The following is a 15576-nucleotide window of genomic DNA, read 5'->3' as shown; positions in this document are numbered from 1 at the left end:
GTCGTGGGGGCGGGCGTCACGCGGTCGTGGGCGGGCCGAACCACGTCGTGAGCGCGTCGCCCGCCGCGCCCGCGTCCCCCGCCCACGCGACGTACCCGTCGGGCCGCACCAGCACGGCGCTCGCCCCGCCGAGGCCGGCGTCGGCCGGGAGCCGGACCGACCCGACCCGGTCCGCGTACCCGGCCACGGCGGCTCCGACGTCCCCGGTCCCGATGAGGAGACCGCGCCCCTCCCCCAACGGGCCGTGCCCCTCCCGGAGCGCGACCTCCCCTGGCGCCCCGGCCCGCTCCAGGGGCGGGGCGAAGCGGCCGACCAGGGGGTGCGCCGAGCCGGGCGCGTAGTCCACCTCCGTCCCGTCGGCCATGCCCGTGAAGTGCCGTCGCGCCTCCCCCAGCTCCAGCACCTCCGACAGCACTTCCCGCAACGCGTCCACCTGCGCCCCCGGCCGCATCAGGGCCACCTGCGCCCGCGTGTTGCGCAGCACCCGGGCCGCCACCGGGTGCCGCTCGGCCGTGTAGCTGTCGAGCAGGCTCCCAGGCGCCGCCCCGCGTACCACCAGCCCCAGCTTCCAGCCGAGGTTGACCGCGTCCTGCAGCCCGAGGTTGAGCCCCTGGCCGCCGATGGGCGAGTGCACGTGCGCCGCGTCCCCGGCCAGCAGCATCCGCCCCTCCCGGTACGAGCGCGCGTGCCGGGTGTTGTCGCTGTAGCGGATCCCGGTCTCCAGCCGCTCGACGACGACCTCCAGCCCCGTCACCCGCCGCAGGCTGGCCTGCAACTCGGCCGCCGTCATCGGCGCGTCCCGGTCGTCCGGCCCGCCGTCGAACTCGATGGTGGCGATCTCCCCCGGCACGAGTGACAGGTTCACCAGCCCGCCGGGGCTGCGCAGCGACGAGGTCACCATGCCGGGATCGGCCAGCTCGGCCACGGCGGTGCGCCCGGTCATGGTCGCCGGCGTGCCCTCGAACGCGATCCCCGACCGCTTGCGCACCAGGCTGCGCCCGCCGTCGCAGCCCACGAGGTACGCCCCGCGCACCACCTCCCCGCCGGCCAGGGTGGCCGTGACCCCGGCGGTGTCCTGCGCGACGTCCGCCACCGCGCACCCCTGCCGGATCCGCACTCCCATCGCGGCCGCCCGCTCGGCGAGGACGCCCTCCAGCCGGTCCTGCCTGAGCATGAGGTATTCGGCCTCCCCGCCCTCGTCCAGCAGCGGCAGCCCGGCGAAGTGCCCCCTGATCTGGCCTTTCCGCAGCAGCTCCACCATCAGGGCGACCAGGTCCGCCCCGGCCGGCCCACGGCGGTCGGCCAGCTCGTCGAGCATCTCCCATTGGGCCCGCTCCACCGGCTCCTTCAGGCCGCGCAGGGCCAGCGACTGCACGGTGCGCGCGTTGAGCGAGCGCAGCCCGAGGCTGCGCGTCCTGCGCTCCTCGCCGGTGGCCGCCTCCAGGACCAGCGGGTCCGCCCCGGCGAGCTTGAGCTCGCACGCCAGCAGCAGCCCCACGGGCCCGCCGCCGACGACGATCACGTCGTTCATGAACCGATCTCCTCTACTTACAGCGTATGCTTACGCTGTAAGTAGAGCACATACACCGTAAGCTTTGTCAATCGGGAACGGGGTGAGAGGAGCACTGGATGGCCCGGCGCGAGCCGCTGAACAGGGAGAAGGTCCTCGACGCGGCCCTGGGACTGGCCGACGAGGAGGGCCTGGACGGGCTTTCCATGCGGCGGCTGGCGAAGGCGCTCGGCGTGGAGGCGATGTCGCTCTACAACCACGTCGCGAACAAGGCCGACCTCCTCGACGGCATCGCCGAGCGGGTGTTCGCCCAGGTCGAGCGGCCGGACCCGGAGCTGCCCTGGCAGGAGCAGGTCCGGGCGGTGGCGCTGAGCACGTACCGGGCGTTCAGCCGGCATCCGGTCGTGCCGCTGGCGCTGGTCACCGACCGGTCCAACCCGACCTCCGTACGCGCGCTGGCGCCGCTCGACGCCCTGGTGGGCGCCCTGTTCGGGGCCGGGTTCGACGACGTGGCCGCCTGGCGGGCCCTGGGGGCGGTGAACGGGCTGGTGTTCGGGTCGCTGCTCATGTCCACCGGCGGGTTCACCGGCGACTCCGGGGAGCACGCGGGAGCCCGGAACGTCGGCGCGTACATCCGCGAGATGGACCCCGTGGCGCTGCCGCACTTCAGCCGGCTGCTGCGCGGGACGCGGCACGGCGTGAACCCGGAGGCCGACTTCGAGTACTCCCTCGACCTGCTGATCCGGGGACTGGCGAGCGAGGCCCCGAAATAGTGGAACAAAATGTTCCGTTCTGCTAGAGTGGAGGCATCGACTTCGAAAGGGGCTCCCCCATGAACGGCGACTTCATCCCCAGCGGCTGGGACGTTCTCGACGCCTCGCACCGGGCCTTGCGCGAGGCCGTCGCGGCCGTCCCGCAGGGCGGCTGGGACCTGCCGACGCCCTGCGACGGCTGGAGCGTGACCAAGGTGTTCCAGCACGCCGTGGGCGACCAGATCGGCTTCGCCGCCGCGCTGACCGGCGAGCCCGGCCCCTCGTTCAACCCGTTCGACCCCTCGGGCGTGCTGGAGGGCGACCCGCGGGCGTTCCTGGAGGACGCGCTGTCCCGCTCGGCGAAGGCGTGGGCGGGGGTGGACCGGGAGGCCGCCGAGGTGCCGACGCCGGTGCCGCCGAACAAGATGTCGCCCTGGTCGGGCTCGACGGCGTGCGCCCTGGACGCGGCCGTGCACGCCTGGGACATCGCGATGGCGACCGGCGGCCCCTCGCCCCTCACGCCGGAGATGGCCCGGCCGCTGCTGACGGTGGCCAGGGAGATCGTCGAGCCGCTGCGGGCCTGGGGCGCGTACGCCGCCGCGCTGGAGCCGCAGGAGGGCGACGACGACGTGGCCGCCCTGCTGCGCTACCTCGGCCGCGACCCCCACTGGACCGCCTCCTGACCGAGCCACCTCCCACCGTCTCCTGACCGGGCCGGCCCGGTCAGGAGGCGGCGCGCGGGACGTCAGGAGAACTTCGTCTTGGGCCGCTCCTGGAGCTCACCGTCCACGTACACGTCGAGCTTCTCGTCGTAGAACGCGACCAGCCCGGCGACCTTCTCGCTCTCCGGCAGCGGCGTCCGGTAGGACCAGGCCAGGTCCTTCTTGCCGTTGACCGACCAGTATTCGGCCGTGCCCTTGTAGGGGCAGTGCGTGGCGGTGTCGGTGCGTTCGAGCAGGTCGAGCCGAACGTCCGTCTTCGGCAGGTAGTAGCGGGTGGGCAGGCCGGTCTCGAAGAGGATCCGCGGGCTGTGCGAGTCGGCGACGGTGACGCCGTCCACCTCGATCCGCACGTGCCGCGAGCTCGTCAGGATGTCCACCCTGGTGTACGGGTCGCGCGGATGGAAGAACACCTCCTCGTCCTCCTCGAACCACGCGTCCATGGCGTCCCACTCGAACCGGACGTGGCCGCGGATCTGCTCCAGCGGCGAGTCGGGGTAGGCCAGCGCCGCGTCGGCGGCCTCCGCCGTGCCCGAGGTGACCGTGTAGACGACGGCCTCACCCCTGCTCGGGGAGTGCTTGGTGGCCCCGGTGGCCTTCAGCGCGGACTCGTCCACGTCGGACAGCGGGAAGTAGTAGGCGGGGTAGTACGGGACCTCCCACACCAGGAGGGCGGAGGTGGTGTCGGCCACCACCCGGCCGCCGAGATACGTCCTCACACGCTTGGCCGTGCGCTCCACGCGCACCCGGCCGCGGTTCGTGGCATCCATGTTCGCGGCAACCCCGCCGGCGCCGCCCCTATTCCGCCGCCTGGCCCCTCATCAGGTCAATTCACTCCGAAGGCGCTCAGGGTGGCCCACGTCGTCAGCGTGCCGGCCGCCGCGCCGGCGGCGACCTGCGCCCAGGTGTGGTGCGCCAGGCGTACCCTGGCCCAGCACACCAGCGCCACCACGGCGGCGCCGCCGATCGCGGCCGGCCAGACGGGCAGGACGTGCGCGAACACCACGACCGTGCCCGCGGAGACGGCGGCGTGGAAGGAGATCTTCCAGCGCAGCGTGATCGGCACGGTCACCGCCAGGGCGGCCAGCATCGCCGTCACGGTCGCCACGAGCAGCGTCGGCGCACCCATCACGACCAGCAGCGCCAGCGCCACCAGCACGGCCGCCACGGCGGCGAGCAGCGGGCCGGTGCGGCGGGCGCGGTCCACGATGTGGTGGGAGTCGAGGCGGCCGGAGCGCACGCCGAGCGCGATCACCGCCGCCGGCACGCCACCGCAGAACGCCGAGGCCACCAGCCCCCAGGCCGCACCGCGCCACCCTTGCGCGAGCAGGCCGACGACCGGCGGCATGACGATCACCAGCACCTGCGGTGCCAGCAGGTTCGTCACCCGTTTCGCGACGAGGTCTGGCGTCATGTCATGAAAGATTACGCGATCATGGCACGCGCCCCGGCAGGCACCCCGCCACCGGGCGCGGCACCCACGTTCCCGCAGCCCATCACCGGTCCGCCACGGCGGTGGCGGGGGCGGTCAGCCCTTGCCCGCCGCGTTCACGATGCGGGTCGTCGAGCGGTCCGGGATGGCCTCCAGCTCCCAGCACTCGGCGCCCAGGATCGCCGCCGCGGCGGCCCGGGCCCCGGCGTGCGGGTCGCCCACCGTGTGGGCGAGCGCGGCCGGCCGCATCGGCGCCAGCAGGTCGATGTAGTCCTCGGGGCCGTGCGCGTCCGGCGGGCCAGTCACGATGAAGACCCCGGTCACGAAGCGGAGCGCGGCCAGCACCTCGGCCCGCTCCGCCGATGGGTTGAACGGGCGGCTCGGCCCCTTCCACGCGCGCACGCGCGGATCGTCCTCGACGCCGACGACCAGCGGCAGCCCGCGGGCGGCCACCTCGCCGAGATAGCGCACGTGGCCGACGTGCAGGATGTCGAAGACGCCGGTCACGACCGCCGCCCCCGGCCGCTCGTACGGCCGCGTCCAGACGGCCTCCAGGCTGCTCACGCGACCTCCTGCTCCCCCACGGGCCTAGACGACTCGTCGATCGCAGCGTACTCGGTCGGGGTCGGAGGTCGTACAAGCGACCTTGGGAAAGGCCATTCCTACCTTTTCGCAATAATCTCCGCCCCACCTCTGGCGCGTCTCATAACGTCACCGGATTTGGGGGAGGTCGCCGTGGCAGCGCCGGACTCGCACCACGCGGATGAGGAAGACCAGCCCGGCCCAGGCGATCTCGTGGTCCGGCTGCCGGGGGTGCCCTCCCAGGTGTCCAGGGCCCGGGGTCTCGTGACGGCCGCGCTGGGCCGCGACCATCCGCTGTACGACGACGTGGTCCTGCTCACCAGCGAGCTGGCCACGAACGCGATCCTGCACACCAGGTCCGGTTCCGGGGGTTCGTTCACGGTGACCGTGGCCAGCTCGCCGGCCATGGTGCGGGTGTTCGTGTCGGACGGCGGGTCGGACGGGCCGCCGTGCGTGTGCCGTACGAGCACGCAGTCCACCAGCGGCCGCGGCCTGCCGCTGATCGAGGCGCTCAGCCACCGCTGGGGCTTCACCCGCGAGGCCGGCTCCACGACGGTCTGGTTCGAGCTGCTCCAGGCCCGCGTACCCGCGGGGGTGGCCGTCTAGAAGCACTGACCGCGCTCCCCTTGATCCGCCGCCACGCGCGCACCAGCATGGTCATCGGCACCCGATGACGGGAGGCGTGTGGCGTGAACGACCACAGCGGCGGCGCTCGCAAGATCGAGCGCCCCGGCGTGCGGGAGACGTGCCCGGTCGGCCGGGGCGACGACGGCACCTGGCAGGTCCGCGGCTACGCGCAGGCCCGCGCGGTGCTGCGCAGCGACACCACCGTGCAGGCCGGGCTGGGCATCGAAACAGTGGAGAAGCTGCCGGCCAGGATCCGGCGGCCCGTCCTCTACCGGGACGGGCCCGAGCACCGGGAGCACCGGCGGCAGACGGCGAAATACTTCACGCCGCGCCGCGTGGACGAGCGCTACCGCGGCCTGATGGAGGAGATGGCCGACGCCCAGCTGGCGAAGCTGCGGGCGGCGGGCGAGGCGCAGCTCTCCGAGCTCAGCTTCGGCATGGCGATCGGGGTGGTGAGCTCGATCGTCGGTCTCACCTCCGGCAAGCCGGGGCTGCGGGGCCGGCTGGAACGCTTCTTCCCGGAGGAGTACGGGCGGCCCGGGCTGACCAGCGCGAGCGGGATCTACTGGTTGTTCCGGCAGAACGCCAACTGGCTGCGCATCTACCTGGCCGACGTACGCCCGGCGATCCGCGACCACCGCCGCGAGCCGCGCGACGACCTCATCTCGCACCTGATCGCCGAAGGGTGCACGGGTGCCGAGATCCTCGGCGAGTGTCTGACCTTCGCCGCGGCGGGGATGGTGACGACGCGCGAGTTCATCTGCGTCGCGGCCTGGCACCTGTTCAGCGACGACGCGCTGCTGGAGCGCTATCGGGCGGAGGACGAGCCGGGGCGGCTCGCCGTGCTGCACGAGATCGTGCGGCTGGAGCCCGTCGTGGGCCGCCTGCTCCGGCGCACGACGGGCGCGATCGAGCTGGACGGCGCCGACGGGCCGGTCACGGTGCCCGCCGGCGCGCTGGTCGAGGTGTTCGTCGACGCGGCGAACACCGACGCGCGGGCCGTGGGGGCGGACCCGCTGTCGGTGTGCCCCGGCCGCGCGATCGACGGGGGCACCGGCACGGGCGCCGGCACGGGCAGCGCGGCTCTCGCCTTCGGCGACGGCGCGCACCGGTGTCCGGGGGCGGGGATCGCGATCCTCGAGACCGACATCTTCCTCAGCCGCCTCTTCGCCATGGAGGGAATCCGGATGGCGTCGGCGCCGCGGGTGACGTTCGACAACGACATCGGCGGCTACGAGATCCGCGGCCTGACCGTCAGCACGGGGCCCGGAGGTGCGGCGGGGGCTCCGGACTGACGTGCCGGGGCCCGCCCGGCGAACCGTCAGGGCCGGTGCGCGGGCCCCTCCAGACCGGCGGGCGGGGCGTCGGGGTCGCACTCTCGTAGCCGGCGTCGCAGGTGTGCGCGCTCGGGCTCGGTGCCGGCCGTGGTGAGTGCCTCGCGGTAGGCGGCCGCGGCCTCCCGGTGGCGGCCCAGCCGCTGCAGCAGGTCCGCCCGGGCCGTCGCGTACGGGTGGTAGCCGTGCAGCCGCTGCTCCCCGGCCAGCTCGTCGAGCAGCGCCAAGCCCGCCTCCGGGCCGTCCCGCATCGCCACCGCCACGGCCCGGTTGAGCGCGATCACCGGCGACGGCGCGAGCGCGAGCAGCACGTCGTACAGCGCCACGATCTGCGGCCAGTCGGTGGTCGCGACGGTGGCGGCCTCGTCGTGCAGGGCGGCGATGGCGGCCTGCACGCCGTACAGGCCGGGCGGGCCGCCGGTGAGCGCGACGATCACCAGGCCCTGGCCCTCCTCGATCATCGAGCGGTCCCAGCGCCCCCGGTCCTGGTCGTCGAGCAGCACCAGCTCGCCGTCCCGGCCGATCCGCGCCTCGCGCCGGGCGTGGACCAGCAGCATCAGCCCGAGCAGGCCGGCGACCTCCCGCTCACCGGGCAGGAGCCGGCGCAGGATCCGGGCCAGCCGGATGGCCTCCTCGGCCAGCTCCAGCCGCTGCAGGTCCGGGCCGGAGCTGGCCGCGTACCCCTCCGTGAAGATCGAGTAGATCACCTGGAGGACGCCGGGGAGCCGCTCGGGCAGCTCGTCCGCACCCGGTACGCGGAACGGGATGCGGGCCTCGCGGATCTTCTTCTTGGCCCGCACGATCCGCTTGGCCATGGTCGCCGTCGGGAGCAGGAACGCCCGCGCCACCTCCGGCGTCGTCAGCCCGGCCAGGCAGCGCAGCGTCAGCGCGACCCGGTCCTCGGCGGGGAGGGCGGGGTGGGCGCAGGTGAAGAACAGCTGCAGCCGCTCGTCGGGCAGCTCGCTGTCGGTGTCGGCGGCCGGTGCGGGCCCGGCGCGGTCCGCCTCCACCTGGAGGACGGCCAGGCGGGCGGCGTACGTGCGGTCGCGCCGCAGCCGATCGACGGCCCTGCGGCGGGCCGTGGTCATCAGCCAGGCGCCCGGTTTCGGCGGGACGCCGGTGGCGGGCCAGTGCACCAGTGCCGCCTCGATCGCCTCCGAGGCGACCTCCTCGGCCAGGTCCAGGTCGCCGAAGCGGCGCACCAGGGCGGCGAGCAGCCGGCCCCGCTCCTCCCGGAAGATCGCCTCAACGGAAGGCCCCACCGCCCCGGCCCCGGCGTCTTGCCCGTCCATCGTCATCAGAGCCTCCCATCGCCATCTCCGGCCACCCCGGCGCCGTCAGGGTCCGGCCGGGTTCGGAAGCCGCCTGCCGGAACCCGACCGCCAGGACCCCGGCCGCCTGGACCCCGGCCGCCTGGACCCCGGCCGCCGTCAGAACTCGGCGACCGGGCGGACCACGACGGAGCCGCCGCCGCGCGCCCCCGGGCAGCGGGCCGCCCAGTCGAGTGCCACGTCGAGGTCGGGCACGTCGATGACGTAGTAGCCGCCGAGTATCTCCCGCGTCTCGGCGAACGGCCCGTCGGTGACGGTCCGCTCGCCCGACGGGCTGACGCGGACGGTGGTGGCGGTGGTCAGGTCGGCGAGCGAGTGGCCGGAGACCCACACCCCCGACTCCCTGACGCTCTTGTCGTACGCCATCCACTCCTCCATCGAGGCCCCCTCGGCGGCCCCCTCGGCGGCCCCCTCGGCGGCGGCGTCGTCGGTGGCGGGGCTGTTGATGAGGAACATGTACTTCATGACCGTCTCCCGTGTCGTCGTCGTGCGGCGGTGTCGCCGCGTCCCTATCTCTACGAACGGGACGGACATGGAAGGACAGGCCGCCGGAAAAACTTTCTACCGGCACTTTCTACCGCCACTTCTCACCCGGCGAGGCCGAGGTCGGCCAGGAAGCGGGCCAGGCCGACGCGCTTGCGGAACAGCTCGGCCAGCTCGGGCGTGACCGGCTCCCCCAGCCGTTCCACGGGGATCGCGGTGAACGCGCTGCGCAGCACCAGGGAGGTGACGTACCCGGTCGCCAGCCCGTCGTCCGGCATGCCCTGGTCGGCCAGGCCCAGCGCGTACGCCTCCTGGATCGTCCGGTGCACGGCGGGCAGCTCGCCCGGTTCCGTACGGCCCTCGTGGGCCAGGCCGACCAGGAGCTGCCCGAGGTCGAACCCGACGGGCGCCGGCTCCTGCCAGCCCCAGTCGATGGCGACGAACTCGTTCGGGCAGGAGGCGGGGACGAGCAGGTTCTGCGGGCTGGCGTCGCCGTGGGCCATGGTGTGCGGCAGGCCGTCGAGCGTCTCCAGCAGGTCCGGTATGCGGTGCCCGAGCGTGTCCAGGTCCATCCGCAGCAGCGGGTCGGCGTGCGCCGCGATCAGGGGATGGCGCCAGACGGCCGGGTCGCGCAGGGCGGGCAGCGCGCCTCCCCTGACGCGGTTGGTGACGTACACCCGCAATCCGGGCCCGGTGCCCGGTCCGGGAGCCGGGTGCAGGCCCGCCAGCCGGCCCAGGGCCCGGGCCGCCGCCGCGTACCGGGTCAGGTCCCACTCGGCCGCGACGGTGCGTACGTCCTCCAGCCACAGGTCGAGCCGGTCGTCGCCGAGGTCGTCGAGGAGGAACAGGCGCGGCATGCGCAGACCGGCCGGGAGCGCCATGCCGGAGGTGTACACGTCGGCCTCGATCCGCCACGGGAAGACGGCGACGAAGCCGGCGCGGGCCTCCTCGGGGATCAGGTGCAGGTTCGGCCAGTGACGTACCGAATGGATGGACTTCACGAACAGGGACCATGAGCGGCCGCAGGTCGTCGTCCCGGAGACGCGGCGCAGGGCGCCGGTGGAGGGGGTGCCCGGCACGTGCGCGAGCGGCTCCACCCGGGACGAGGCGACCTCGGCGTCGGGCTGGTCAAGGGCCTGGCGTACCAGGGAGGTGAGATCGACGTGCGAGGGGATCGCGGACATGTCCACACCGTGCCCGGCCCGGCGGCCTCCGGCATAGAGCATGGCTTACTCAAACGAGGGCCGGGCCGCGGGCTCCGCATCGGCGAAACGGGCGCTTATCATCCCCTTGTGCGCGCCCAGTGGCCTTTCGCGGGACGGATGACTCAGCTGGCGTCGGTCGCGGCGGCCCTGGAGGCGGGGGGTGCCGTGCTGGCCGGTCCCGCGGGCGTGGGCAAGAGCCGCCTGGCCGCCGAGGCCGTCCGCGATGACGGCCAGGTGGCGCGGGTCCGGGCGACGGTCGCGGCCTCCGGCATCCCCCTGGGCGCGATGGCGCACCTGCTGCCGCCCCGGCCGCCGGAGAGCAACCTGCTGCGCTGGGCCGCCGACGCCATCGCGCGCGAGCACCGGGCGCTGCTGGCCGACGACGCCCACCTGCTCGACCCGGTCTCGGCCGCGCTGGTGCACCACCTGGCGAGCGGCGGCCGGACGCGGGTGCTGGCCACCGTACGGGCCGGGGAGCGTGCCCCCGACGCGGTGACCGCGCTGTGGAAGGACGAGCTGCTGCCCCGCCTGGAGCTGGCCCCGCTGACGCTCGGCGAGACCGCCGAGATCCTGGCCGGCGCGCTGGACGGGCAGGTGGAGCCGACGACCGTCAGGCGGCTGTGGCGGGTCAGCGCCGGCAACGCGCTGTTCTTGCGCGAGCTCGTCCTGGCCGGCGAGTCCGGCGGCACGCTCACCGAGCAGCGCGGCGTCTGGCGCTGGCACGGCGAGATCCCCGTGACGACGCGGCTGCGCGAGCTGATCGAGGGCCGCCTCGGCGACATCGCCGGCGGCGAGCGGGCGGCGCTGGAGCTCATCGCGTACGGCGAGCCGCTCCCCGTCGCCGCCCTGACCGCGCTCGCCCCGCAGGAGACCCTGCGCGGCCTGGAGGACCGCCAGCTCGCCACCGTCTCGGACCCCGGCCCGGGGTCCGGCCTGTCGGTACGGCTGGCGCACCCGCTCTACGGCGAGGTGATCCGCGCCGGCTGCGGCACCCTGCGCACCCGGGAGGTGCTGCGCCACCTGGCCGAAGCCGTCGAGGCCGCCGGCCCGCGCACCCCCGAGGACCTGCTGCGCATCGCGGTCTGGCGGCTGGACAGCGGCACCGCCGACGACCCCGCCCCGCTCGTCAGGGCCTGCCACGTCGCCAGGAACGTACGCGACCTGGAGCTGGCCGCCAGGCTGGGCCGGGCCGCGCTGGCCGCGGGCGGCGGGGCCGCGGCGGGCATCCCGCTGGCCACCGTGCTCAACTACGCCGACCGCTACGACGAGGCCAAGGAGGTGCTGGACCGGCTGGCCGGCGAGCCGATGGACGACGGGACGCGCGGCGAGTACCACGCGGTGCGGGCACTCAACCTCTTCTGGGGCTTCGGCCGGGACGAGGAGGCGCGCGCCGCGCTGACCCGGGCGCGGGAGACGATGACCGAGACGGAGCCGAGCCAGGGCGTCCTGACCGTCAGGGGCTCCATCGAGCACTCAACCGGCCACTTCGCCGCGGCCCGCGCCACGCTCGGGGAGGTCCGCGCCATCGCCCACCCGCCGGGCCCCCGCGTGGCGGCCGGGACGGCGATGATCGAGGCGGCCCTGCTGCTCGGCGCGGGGCGCGGCCGGCAGGCCATGGAGTCGGCGGGCGAGGCCCTCGACATGATCGCCCGGATGCCCGAGGGCCTCCCGTCGATCACGGCGGCGGTGGCCATCGTGGGCGCCGGGGCGTCCGTGCTGGCCGGGGACCTGGCGGCGGCCGAACGGTTCTCCGAGATCGGGTACCGCATCGGCGAGGACTACGCGGGGTGGGATCGGGCGCTGGTCACGTTCGGGGCGCAGCGGGCCCAGGTGTGGCGGCTGCGCGGGGATCCGGCGGAGGCGATCCGGCTGTGCCGGCAGGCGGCCGTGCGGCTGCGGGGCCGTACGTTGCAGGCCGGGCCGTGCCTGGCCGAGCTGGCGCACGCGTACGCGCTGATCGGCGACGTACCGGCCATGCGGGGCGCGCTGCGCCTCGCCGACGAGCTCGTCCTGCCGGGCACGCACCAGACGGAGTACGCCTTCCGCCTGGCCCGCCCGTGGACGCTGGCGGCCGAGGGCGACGTCAAAGGCGCGATCGGGGCGGCGCTGGAGACCGCGCGGGCGGCGCGCGGCGAGCCCGCCCACCCCGGATACGAGCTGTTCGCGCTGCACGACGCCGTCAGGCTGGGCGCCGGTGACCGGGTCGCCGACCGGCTGGCCCGGCTCGCCGAGGTCGTGGACGGCGACCTGGCCCCCGTCTTCGCCCGGCACGCCCGCGCGACGGACCCCCGGGAGCTCGACGAGGTGTCGGCCGCGCTGGAGGGGCTCGGCCTGGTGCTGCACGCGGCCGAGGCCGCCGCGCAGGCCGCGGCCGGCTACCGGCGCGACGGGCTGCGCAGGGGGTTGCGCGCCGCCGAGACGCGCGCCTGGACGCTGGCCCACCGGTGCGCGGGAGCGCGTACGCCGGCGCTGGTGGGGCTGGCCGTGCCGCAGCTGACGGCCCGGCAGCGGCAGATCGCCCAGCTCGCGGCGTCGGGGCTGAGCAACCCGGACATCGCCGACCGGCTCGTGCTCTCCAGGCGGACGGTGGCGAACACCCTGGTCCAGGTCTACGAGCGGACGGGGGTCAGCAGCCGCGCGGGCCTCGCCAAGATCTTGGGCTTCCTCGGCTGACCGTGGGTGCACACTGCAAATCTTGCGCACTGCCATGAACGGCTTCCCGTCCCGCGGCGTATCCCTGAGTAGCGGCACCACGCATGAGGACCACGTCCCGGAACCCGGAAGGGGTGAGGGTGTATGCGATTCCGCCAGAGCCGTCGCATTCTCATCGGTTGCGGCCTTGGCCTGCTCTGCTCGACGACCGCCTGCGCCGGCTACACGCCCACGCCCGGCTCCGACATGGCCGCGCTCAGCACCGTACCGGCAGCCGTCGGCACGGAGACGATCGAGCCACCCCCCACCCCGGCCGAGGAGGAACCCGGCAGCGGGATCAGGGAGACCGACTGGGGTCCCCTGTCAGAGGTCGACCGGGACCTCATCCGCAAGGTCCGCCTGGCGAGCCTGTGGGAGATGCCCATGGCCCAGGACGCGGTGCAGCGGGCCAGCACTCCCCGCGTCCGCGAGATCAGCGAGGAGATAGCGAGCCAGCACCACACCCTGGACCGGCAGGTGCGCGACGTGGCCGCGAAGCTGGAGATCAAGCTGCCGGTGAAACCCACCACGCAGCAGCAGGCCTGGATGACCGACATCTCCGGCCGGTCCGGCGCGGCCTACGACACCACGTACGTCAAATGGCTGCGCCTGGCCCACGGGCAGATCTTCCCCCTGATCGGCACGGTGCGCGGCAGCACGCAGAACACGCTGGTCCGCCGCTTCTCCGAGCAGGCCAACGCCGCGGTGCTCAACCACCAGCGCCTGCTGGAGAGCACCGGCCTGACCACTCCGGCGAGCTTCCCCACACCGCCCGCCTGACGGCCGGCACCCCCACCACGCCGCTACGACCGGGGCCGCCGAGTTCGCTGAGAGCGGCCCCGACGGACGCGGACACCTCGATGTCGCCCTCCACGTGAGCGGGCAGCAGGCCGCCGCCGACCACGATCAGCCGCCCGCCGGCGACCCTGGCGTGCCGCGCGGCCGACACCAGGATCTCGCCGGCGCACCGGTCGATCGCCGCCAGGCCCCCGAGGTCCACCACGAACAACGGCGGAACCCTTCTCACCAGCGCATTGACCACGTACTGCTTCAGGATCAAGCACGCCACCGAGTCGAGCCGCCCCGTCAGCGACAGCAGATCGACGTCCCCATGCCGGTCGAGCCGGAGGTCGAAGTCGGGATCGTCGGGGTGGACGTCTGATTCCGCGCGATTCATGGTGTGAGTCCCCGGTCGGATGGCACGCCTTCACAGCGCCGACCAGTCTTCCCGGCTCTCCGTAAAAAGACGATAGCAGTCACTTGCCCTGTGCAACGATTGCGAAGGGCACATGAGCCGGAGGAACGGCCGCGAAGACGGACCCTCCTCCCTCACAGCTCCGGGATGTCGGCGTGTGCGGCGACCTCCCTTTCGTCGGCGGCCTCCGAGAACGCCGACAGCGCCGCCACGACGGCGGCCTGCTGCTCCTGCGTGAGCTGGGCGAGGATCCGTGCCAGGTCGGTCCTGCGCTTCTGCGTCACGCCGTCCACCAGGGCGCGCCCCTCACCGGTCAGGGCGATCCGCACCGTCCGCCTGTCGCTGGGCAGGCGGCTGCGCCGCACCAGCCGCTTGGCCACCAGACGATCGCACATGCGGGTGGCCGTCGACCTGTTCACATCGAGGGCCTCGGCCAGGTCCATGAGCCGCTGCGGGCCCCGCGCCGCGATGAGAACGAGCGCGCGGTACTGGGGCAACGTCACGTCGCCGCCCGCCGCGGCGATCGACCGAGCCGCGACTCCCACGAGCGCCCGGCTGGCCGTGAGGACCGCCTCCACCACGGGGTCGTCCTCGGAAAGCGCTCCAACGAGCCTGTCCGTCACGCCGTGCTCCTCATCACTCGGCCCATCGTCATCGGGAGAACCGGACGTGCGAACGATCACCCCCCGGAGTCACCCGCGAAGCCACCTGATGACATGCATGATGGCATCGGATGACGAAGGTCAGCCGTCCAGGCGGCACAGGCCCTCGGCGAGGGCCTTGGTGGTCAGGCGGGTGCGGCTGTCGCAGCCGAGCTTGGCGAAGATGTGCTCCAGGTGGGTCGTCACCGTGCGGACGCTGAGCACGAGCGCGGCGGCGATCTGCGGGTTGGAGTCGCCGGCCGCCACCCGGGTGAGCACGTCCACCTCCCGCCCCGTGAGCTCGTACGGCAGCGGGCACGGCCGTTCGGCCGCCACGGCGCCCTGGAGCGTGCCCTGGAACCCGACGCCCGCCCTGAGCAGCCGCACCTCGCGCCAGCGGCCGTCGCCGCCGAGCCAGAGCCCGTGCCGGCTCAGCTCGCGCGAGTCGATGAACGCCCGCGCGTACGCCGCCATCGACGGGTCGTCCCACAGCGCGGCCGACGTCTCGCGTCCCGGCACCTCGCGGCGCGTGCCGAGCCGGTCGAAGGCGACCGCGCGGAAGTCCGGCGGCAGCCCCACCGGGTCGATCACGCACCTGGTCAGGTCGGTCACGTGCGCCAGCAACGGGCTGACCGCCGCCACCAGGGCCCCGGTGCGGCGCGGGAAGGCGTCTCTGGAGGCCAGGTGCAGCAGGCCCGTGTAGCGGCCCTCGCTCAGGAACAGCGGCGTCGTCAGCCCGGCCCGCCAGCCGTAGGGGGCCAGGTGGCGGCGGAAGTAACGCTCGGTGCCCGGCTCGGGCATGCCGACCGGCGCGCGGGTGGCCATGGCCCTGCGGTACGCGTCCAGCCCCGTGTACTCCTCGGCCGCGTCGCGGTCGATGCGCGGGTGGCCGTCGGAGACGACGCTGTGGTGCCGCCCGGTGGCGGGGTCGTACGCGACGAACTCGTAGGCGTCGAGCGGGACCACGCGGCGCAGCGCCGCCATCGCGCCGTGCGCGCCCCCACCGCCCGCGACCTGGTAGCCGACCTCGGCGAACGTCTGGAGCTGGCGCACGTCCACGGTGATCTGGGCCAC

At 74.2% G+C, this 15576-nt stretch carries 16 protein-coding genes; 6 read left to right on the top strand and 10 right to left on the bottom strand.

Features of this window, described 5'->3' with window-relative positions:
- Nucleotides 1-16: 16 nt before the first annotated feature.
- Nucleotides 17-1531 carry an FAD-dependent monooxygenase gene (locus ACBJ59_RS07820; RefSeq protein ID WP_375109459.1) on the bottom strand — a complete coding sequence of 505 codons (1515 nt, stop codon included), beginning with the start codon at nucleotides 1529-1531 and terminating at the stop codon, nucleotides 17-19.
- A gap of 98 nt (nucleotides 1532-1629) precedes the next feature.
- Between ACBJ59_RS07820 and ACBJ59_RS07815 the strand changes: the two genes are divergently transcribed.
- Nucleotides 1630-2283, top strand: coding sequence for a TetR/AcrR family transcriptional regulator C-terminal domain-containing protein (locus tag ACBJ59_RS07815; protein WP_375109458.1), 654 nt, complete (start codon nucleotides 1630-1632; stop codon nucleotides 2281-2283).
- A 59-nt stretch (nucleotides 2284-2342) separates the two neighbouring features.
- The gene (locus ACBJ59_RS07810) at nucleotides 2343-2945 is read left to right on the top strand and encodes a TIGR03086 family metal-binding protein (protein WP_375109457.1); all 603 of its coding nucleotides are present in this window, start codon (nucleotides 2343-2345) and stop codon (nucleotides 2943-2945) included.
- 62 nt (nucleotides 2946-3007) lie between these two features.
- Here the strand turns inward: ACBJ59_RS07810 and ACBJ59_RS07805 are convergent, their stop codons facing one another.
- The 3 genes from ACBJ59_RS07805 to ACBJ59_RS07795 form a co-directional block, all read right to left on the bottom strand.
- Nucleotides 3008-3751, bottom strand: coding sequence for a DUF427 domain-containing protein (locus ACBJ59_RS07805; protein WP_375109456.1), 744 nt, complete (start codon nucleotides 3749-3751; stop codon nucleotides 3008-3010).
- 56 nt (nucleotides 3752-3807) lie between these two features.
- Nucleotides 3808-4395: a hypothetical protein gene (locus tag ACBJ59_RS07800; RefSeq protein ID WP_375109455.1), complete on the bottom strand. Its 588-nt coding sequence runs from the start codon at nucleotides 4393-4395 to the stop codon at nucleotides 3808-3810.
- A 114-nt stretch (nucleotides 4396-4509) separates the two neighbouring features.
- On the bottom strand, nucleotides 4510-4977 hold the full coding sequence (locus ACBJ59_RS07795) for an adenylyltransferase/cytidyltransferase family protein (protein WP_375109454.1): 468 nt from the start codon (nucleotides 4975-4977) through the stop codon (nucleotides 4510-4512).
- 171 nt (nucleotides 4978-5148) lie between these two features.
- Here ACBJ59_RS07795 and ACBJ59_RS07790 point away from each other — a divergent pair, with 171 nt between their 5' ends.
- Nucleotides 5149-5601, top strand: coding sequence for an ATP-binding protein (locus tag ACBJ59_RS07790; protein WP_375109453.1), 453 nt, complete (start codon nucleotides 5149-5151; stop codon nucleotides 5599-5601).
- Nucleotides 5602-5684: 83 nt separating this feature from the next.
- Nucleotides 5685-6917 (top strand): cytochrome P450, encoded by a 1233-nt coding sequence (locus ACBJ59_RS07785; RefSeq protein WP_375109452.1) that lies wholly within the window; start codon nucleotides 5685-5687, stop codon nucleotides 6915-6917.
- Nucleotides 6918-6943: 26 nt separating this feature from the next.
- Here ACBJ59_RS07785 and ACBJ59_RS07780 read toward each other — a convergent pair whose 3' ends face one another.
- The 3 genes from ACBJ59_RS07780 to ACBJ59_RS07770 all read right to left on the bottom strand — a co-directional run bounded on the left by ACBJ59_RS07780 (nucleotide 6944) and on the right by ACBJ59_RS07770 (nucleotide 9954).
- Nucleotides 6944-8254, bottom strand: coding sequence for an RNA polymerase sigma factor (locus ACBJ59_RS07780; RefSeq protein WP_375109451.1), 1311 nt, complete (start codon nucleotides 8252-8254; stop codon nucleotides 6944-6946).
- 132 nt (nucleotides 8255-8386) lie between these two features.
- Nucleotides 8387-8752 carry a YciI family protein gene (locus ACBJ59_RS07775; RefSeq protein WP_375109450.1) on the bottom strand — a complete coding sequence of 122 codons (366 nt, stop codon included), beginning with the start codon at nucleotides 8750-8752 and terminating at the stop codon, nucleotides 8387-8389.
- Nucleotides 8753-8874: 122 nt separating this feature from the next.
- Complete coding sequence (locus ACBJ59_RS07770) at nucleotides 8875-9954, bottom strand: hypothetical protein (RefSeq protein WP_375109449.1); 1080 nt, start codon at nucleotides 9952-9954, stop codon at nucleotides 8875-8877.
- A gap of 138 nt (nucleotides 9955-10092) precedes the next feature.
- On the opposite strand from ACBJ59_RS07770, the gene ACBJ59_RS07765 reads away from it, so the two are divergent.
- Entirely contained in the window at nucleotides 10093-12648 is a 2556-nt protein-coding gene (locus tag ACBJ59_RS07765) for a LuxR C-terminal-related transcriptional regulator (protein WP_375109448.1), read from the top strand.
- Between the two features lie 123 nt (nucleotides 12649-12771).
- On the top strand, nucleotides 12772-13446 hold the full coding sequence (locus tag ACBJ59_RS07760; protein ID WP_375109447.1) for a DUF4142 domain-containing protein: 675 nt from the start codon (nucleotides 12772-12774) through the stop codon (nucleotides 13444-13446).
- Here the strand turns inward: ACBJ59_RS07760 and ACBJ59_RS07755 are convergent.
- The 3 genes from ACBJ59_RS07755 to ACBJ59_RS07745 all read right to left on the bottom strand — a co-directional run bounded on the left by ACBJ59_RS07755 (nucleotide 13376) and on the right by ACBJ59_RS07745 (nucleotide 15576).
- Nucleotides 13376-13843: an STAS domain-containing protein gene (locus ACBJ59_RS07755; RefSeq protein ID WP_375109446.1), complete on the bottom strand. Its 468-nt coding sequence runs from the start codon at nucleotides 13841-13843 to the stop codon at nucleotides 13376-13378. The genes ACBJ59_RS07760 and ACBJ59_RS07755 overlap by 71 nt on opposite strands.
- Before the next feature lie 152 nt (nucleotides 13844-13995).
- Nucleotides 13996-14484: a MarR family transcriptional regulator gene (locus tag ACBJ59_RS07750; protein ID WP_375109445.1), complete on the bottom strand. Its 489-nt coding sequence runs from the start codon at nucleotides 14482-14484 to the stop codon at nucleotides 13996-13998.
- A 120-nt stretch (nucleotides 14485-14604) separates the two neighbouring features.
- Nucleotides 14605-15576: a response regulator transcription factor gene (locus tag ACBJ59_RS07745; RefSeq protein WP_375109444.1), complete on the bottom strand. Its 972-nt coding sequence runs from the start codon at nucleotides 15574-15576 to the stop codon at nucleotides 14605-14607.

It is taken from the genome of Nonomuraea sp. MTCD27 (assembly GCF_041950495.1).
Lineage (GTDB): Bacteria > Actinomycetota > Actinomycetes > Streptosporangiales > Streptosporangiaceae > Nonomuraea.
The sequence above is the reverse complement of the archived record's forward strand: the minus strand, read 5'-3'. Positions and strand labels throughout refer to the sequence as shown.

Coding starts and splice junctions, on each gene's coding strand:
- ACBJ59_RS07815 (WP_375109458.1), top strand. CDS start 1,630: ATGGCCCGGCGCGAGCCGCTGAACAGGGAGAAGGTCCTCGACGCGGCC.
- ACBJ59_RS07775 (WP_375109450.1), bottom strand. CDS start 8,752: ATGAAGTACATGTTCCTCATCAACAGCCCCGCCACCGACGACGCCGCC.
- ACBJ59_RS07780 (WP_375109451.1), bottom strand. CDS start 8,254: ATGACGATGGACGGGCAAGACGCCGGGGCCGGGGCGGTGGGGCCTTCC.
- ACBJ59_RS07755 (WP_375109446.1), bottom strand. CDS start 13,843: ATGAATCGCGCGGAATCAGACGTCCACCCCGACGATCCCGACTTCGAC.
- ACBJ59_RS07760 (WP_375109447.1), top strand. CDS start 12,772: ATGCGATTCCGCCAGAGCCGTCGCATTCTCATCGGTTGCGGCCTTGGC.
- ACBJ59_RS07820 (WP_375109459.1), bottom strand. CDS start 1,531: ATGAACGACGTGATCGTCGTCGGCGGCGGGCCCGTGGGGCTGCTGCTG.
- ACBJ59_RS07770 (WP_375109449.1), bottom strand. CDS start 9,954: ATGTCCGCGATCCCCTCGCACGTCGATCTCACCTCCCTGGTACGCCAG.
- ACBJ59_RS07810 (WP_375109457.1), top strand. CDS start 2,343: ATGAACGGCGACTTCATCCCCAGCGGCTGGGACGTTCTCGACGCCTCG.
- ACBJ59_RS07805 (WP_375109456.1), bottom strand. CDS start 3,751: ATGGATGCCACGAACCGCGGCCGGGTGCGCGTGGAGCGCACGGCCAAG.
- ACBJ59_RS07800 (WP_375109455.1), bottom strand. CDS start 4,395: ATGACGCCAGACCTCGTCGCGAAACGGGTGACGAACCTGCTGGCACCG.
- ACBJ59_RS07765 (WP_375109448.1), top strand. CDS start 10,093: ATGACTCAGCTGGCGTCGGTCGCGGCGGCCCTGGAGGCGGGGGGTGCC.